The following is a 2,328-nucleotide window of genomic DNA, read 5'->3' as shown; positions in this document are numbered from 1 at the left end:
GCATCTCGGTGACGAAGCCCCTCTCCATCATGCGACCGGCTTCGTCCAGTACCGCAAATTCCACTTTTGCCAGATTGATATTGCCCAGCTCGACGTGTTCCATCAGTCGGCCGGGCGTCGCCACCAGAATATCGGCACCAGCGCGCAGCTTGCTGGCCTGGCTGGTGAGTTTTACTCCACCATAAACAGTAACGATTTTAAACGGCGTGAACTGCGCAAATTGCTGCATCGCCTCCGCGATTTGCTGCACCAGTTCGCGCGTGGGTGCGAGGATGAGCGTACGCACAAATCCCGCTTCGCAGTGTTTGGTTTTTTCCAGCATTTGCTGCAATACCGGCAAGCTGTACGCCGCGGTTTTACCAGTGCCGGTCTGGGCGGTAGCGAGCAGGTCAATGCCACGGCGCGCGGCCGGAATTGCCTCCTGCTGGATGGGTGTCAGGGTTTTAAAGCCAATGACTTTAATGGCATGGAGTAATTCTGGTGCAAGGCCGAGGGAGGCAAAGTTCATAAGGAGATCGACTGGGGAATGTAAAAAATGGGCGCGCAGTATACCGGTTAAACGCGCAGCCAGGGTGATAGCAAGGTAAACCACGGCGAGATAGTGATGACTTTATAACCAAAATCCGATTTTTGCGCCAGTTTCCAGCAGAATCATTCCTTCGTAAATTAGTAAGCTATGTATATTATATATTTAACTATTAATAAGGGTGAGCTATGACTTCTACTACCACGACTGAATCTGCTACAGAGATTATCGGTGAGCTACCTGCGCTGGTGCCCGAGCAAGAGAGCTTGGGTTTTCTGTTGACTGACAACCTGCGCCTGACCCGCCGTATCGCCGCACGCTATTTCGAGCAGTACAACATGACTCTGGCGCAAGCTCGCGCTTTGTTGGGTGTGTTCCGGTGGCAGGGGATTCGTCAGGTCGATTTGGCGGACTTTATGGAGATCCAGCCTATCAGCCTCGCACGTCTGCTGGATCAGTTGGCGGAAAGCGGATTGATTGAGCGCCGCCCAGACCCGAAAGATCGCCGCGCCTTTCAGCTTTATCTACCCCCCGCTGCTGCTCCCATCTTTGCGATGATCAATAAGGCGACGCGCGAGTTTCAGCAAAAAGCGCTAGCAGGCTTATCTCCTGAGCAGGTGGAGGCACTATTTCACGGTTTAAACGTCATGCGCGAGAACCTGACCTTGCTGGGTAAAGACGCTGCAGAACATCAGGAGTTATCAGAGGTAAATGAAAAATGAGTGAATCTAAATCGTCACGCCGTTTGATTCTATTGGTCGTCGTTCCCGCACTGGCTGCAGTCGCAGGGTTGTTGATTTATCTGGCCGGTGGCCGTTATGCGACAACCGATAACGCCTATACCAAAGCCGATGTAATCAGCATTCGTCCGCGTGTTGCTGGCGCCGTCGCCGAGCGTCTGGTGGCGGAGAATGAACAAGTTAAGGCTGGCCAGTTATTGCTGGTGTTGGATAGAAAACCCTACGAAGTTGCCTTGGCTAAAGCGGAGGCAAAGCTCGGTGAGGTGCGCACTACACTGGCCGCCTTGCATGCCAGTTACCGCGAAAAACAATCGGAGCTGCAACTGGCGATGGCCAACCGCGACTACGCCGTCAATGAGCAGCAGCGCCAGGCCAACCTCGCCGCCCGCAAGCTCGTCGCCCGGATTGATTATGATGAGGTGAGCCATACCCGTCGGATCAGCGACCAGCAAGTGATTACGTTGGAGCAGGATTTACACCGTATTGCCGAATCGCTCGGAGGTGATGCTGAAGCGCCGATTGAGCAGCATCCCAGCTATCGCGCTGCCCAGGCAGAAGTCGAGCAAGCCCAGTTGAATCTGGATTACACCCAAATCACCGCACCTAAGGACGGCATTGTCACCAAGCCGCCGGAAGCAGGGGAGTTCATTGCTGTGGGCAGCGCGGTGATGTCGCTGGTCGCGAGCGATAACCTCTGGGTGGAGGCCAACTTTATCGAGACGGATTTAACCCACGTTCGTGTCGGCCAGTCGGTAAAAGTCCATGTGGATACCTATCCCGATGTCGCATGGGAAGGGGAGGTGCAAAGTATCAGCCCGGCCACGGGCGCCGAGTTTTCGGTGATCCCCGCGCAAAACGCAACTGGCAACTGGGTGAAGATCGCCCAGCGGGTGCCGGTGCGCATCAGTATCAAACCTAACCAGGATGCACCCGCATTGCAGGCGGGCTTGAGCACCGGAATCGAGATCGACACCGGCTATAAACGCTCTTTGCTCGGTTTTTCTATCTAGTCTGGCTCTGCGAGGTAAGTGTTGTGGCTCAGGCAGCGATTGATCAAGTTCC

Annotated in this window: 3 protein-coding genes; 2 read left to right on the top strand and 1 reads right to left on the bottom strand. The window is 54.6% G+C overall.

Features of this window, described 5'->3' with window-relative positions; all coding sequences use genetic code 11:
* Positions 1-508 (bottom strand): DEAD/DEAH box helicase (locus ACWA6V_RS20770; protein ID WP_449524270.1); only part of this gene is annotated, 508 nt, incomplete at its 3' end.
* Positions 509-714: 206 nt separating this feature from the next.
* Between ACWA6V_RS20770 and ACWA6V_RS20765 the strand changes: the two genes are divergently transcribed.
* Both ACWA6V_RS20765 and ACWA6V_RS20760 read left to right on the top strand, forming a co-directional pair.
* Entirely contained in the window at positions 715-1,248 is a 534-nt protein-coding gene (locus ACWA6V_RS20765) for a MarR family winged helix-turn-helix transcriptional regulator (RefSeq protein ID WP_449524269.1), read from the top strand.
* Positions 1,245-2,276 carry an HlyD family secretion protein gene (locus tag ACWA6V_RS20760; RefSeq protein WP_449524268.1) on the top strand — a complete coding sequence of 344 codons (1,032 nt, stop codon included), beginning with the start codon at positions 1,245-1,247 and terminating at the stop codon, positions 2,274-2,276. The genes ACWA6V_RS20765 and ACWA6V_RS20760 overlap by 4 nt, the downstream gene beginning before the upstream one ends.
* Positions 2,277-2,328: the final 52 nt, after the last annotated feature.

It is taken from the genome of Cellvibrio sp., from assembly GCF_053579595.1.
This window is presented reverse-complemented; position numbering and strand designations above follow the sequence as displayed.

Bases quoted from the DNA above. Each gene is read 5' to 3' on its own strand.
- ACWA6V_RS20760 (WP_449524268.1), top strand. From the start codon at position 1,245: ATGAGTGAATCTAAATCGTCACGCCGTTTGATTCTATTGGTCGTCGTT.
- ACWA6V_RS20765 (WP_449524269.1), top strand. From the start codon at position 715: ATGACTTCTACTACCACGACTGAATCTGCTACAGAGATTATCGGTGAG.